Source organism: Variovorax soli NBRC 106424 (genome assembly GCF_001591385.1).
Taxonomy (GTDB): domain Bacteria; phylum Pseudomonadota; class Gammaproteobacteria; order Burkholderiales; family Burkholderiaceae_C; genus Variovorax; species Variovorax soli.
Window position 1 is genome coordinate 1 of sequence record NZ_BCUU01000218.1, and the last position, 1,877, is coordinate 1,877.

Annotated in this window: 2 protein-coding genes; both read right to left on the minus strand. The window is 71.9% G+C overall.

All coding sequences use genetic code 11. The annotated features are described in order from the left end of the window. Positions 1–448: HlyD family secretion protein (locus VSO01S_RS26425; protein ID WP_153305462.1), on the minus strand; the 448-nt coding region annotated here is incomplete at its 3' end. Beyond that, the coding region (locus VSO01S_RS26430) for an efflux transporter outer membrane subunit (protein ID WP_153305463.1) at positions 445–1,877 on the minus strand (1,433 nt) is incomplete at its 5' end. The genes VSO01S_RS26425 and VSO01S_RS26430, both read right to left, overlap by 4 nt.

A 1,877-nucleotide genomic window follows, 5' to 3' on the forward strand; every position in this document is an offset into this window, starting at 1 on the left:
CGGCGTGCAGGCGCTCGAGCCGGCTGGCGTCGCGCTGCGCCATGTCGCGGTTGGCTTCGGCCGCGACCAGCGCGGCACGCGCCGCATCCACGCCCGCTTCCGAGCCCTGCACGGAACGGCGCACCGATTCATAGTCGGCCTGCGCGCGCCGCAGCGCGATGCGGAAGGGCTCCGGGTCGATGTCCAGCAGCACTTGCCCCGGCGTCACCTCGTCGTTGTCGCGCACGTGCACCGCCAGCACCTTGCCCGCCACCTCGGCCGCCACCGGCACCACGAAGGCCTGCACGCGGGCCTGCGAGGTGCTGGGCGTGAGCCGGTCGCCCACGAAGTAGAGGACCAGGCTGCCGACGATGAGCGCAGCCACCACGAGCGCGCCGATGCGCGTGCCCTTGCCGGCCGCGGGCGGCGCGTCGGGCACGGGGGAAGAGGTTGCGGTGTCCTGGCTCATGGCTTGTCATTGCTCCGTTGCGCCGGCTGGGGCTGCACATCCGGGGGCGGCAGCGGTTCGTCCAGCAATGTCTTCCAGTGGCTGCGCTCGGCCATGGCGCGGCGCGTGCCCTCGTCGAGCAGCGGGCGCTCGCGGCCAGCCTGCCAGCCGCCGCCCATGGCCTTGTACAGCGCCACCAGGCTCTGCACCACGCTGCCTTGCGTGCTCGCCAGCCGGTCCTGCTGGCTGAACAGGGTGCGCTGCGAATCGAGCACGCGTTCGAAGTCGATCAGGCCCTCGCGGTACTGCACGTTGGCGATCTCCAGCGAGCGACGGGCCGCGCGCACTGCCTCCTGCAGGATGTCGACCTGGGTGCGGCTGCTGGCAAAGGCGGTGGCCGAGTCGTCCATCTCGCGGGCGGCGCGCAGCACCGTGTCCTGGTACTGCTCGTTCAGCTGCTGGAAGCGCGCGTCCTGCACCAGCACCTGGTTGGAGAGGCGCCCATGGTCGAACACATTCCACACCAGGGCCGGGCCCACGCCCCAGGACAGGGTGGTGGGCGACGAGGCGAGCGAGGTGGCCGACAGGCCCACGGTGCCGCCCAGCGCGATCGAGGGATAGAGCGCCGCCTCGCTCACGCCGATCTGCGCGGACTGGGCCGCCAGCAGCATTTCGGCGGTGCGCACGTCGGGGCGGCGCCGCAAGAGATCGGCAGGCATGTCGACGATGAGCGCGAGCGAGGCTTGCGGGATCACGCCCTTGCCGGCCTCCATTTCGGGCAACGGCCCGGGCGGGCGCGCCAGCAGCACGCCCAGGGCGTTCTGCGTCTGGCGCAGCGCGCTCTCCAGCTCGGGAATGACGGCCAGCGTGCCCAGATACTGCGAGCGGGCCTGCTGCACGTCGAGCTCGGATTCGTTGCCGCTCTTGAACAGGCGCTCGGTGATCTCCAGGCTGCGCTTCTGGATCGCCGCGTTCTCGTGCGCGATGCGAAGGCGAAGCTCGGTGGTGCGGATGCTGCCGTACAGGCTGGCGGCCTGCGCCGCCACCAGCACCTGCGCATCGTCGTACTGCGCGATGCTGGCGAAGTAGCCGGCGTCGGCCGATTCGATGCCGCGCCGGTACTTGCCCCAGAAGTCCATCTCCCAGGCGATGTCGAAGCCGGCGCCGGCGCTCCAGAAGGCCGTGTCGGCGCCGCGCGACTGCCGCTGGCCGGTGCGCGGGGCGCTGGCGGAAACCTCCTGCACCTGCGGGTACAGGCCACTGCCGGCAATGCCCAGCAGCGCTCGAGATTCGAGGATGCGCATGGCAGCAATGCGCACGCCCGGGTTCTGGCGCTGCGCCTGCGTCACCACCTGCTCGAGCACCGGGTCGCCGAAGTTCGTCCACCAGGCGTCAACGGCGGCCGGCGGCTGCGCGCGGGCCTGCGCGTCGGCCGCGGGCAGTGCGCGCT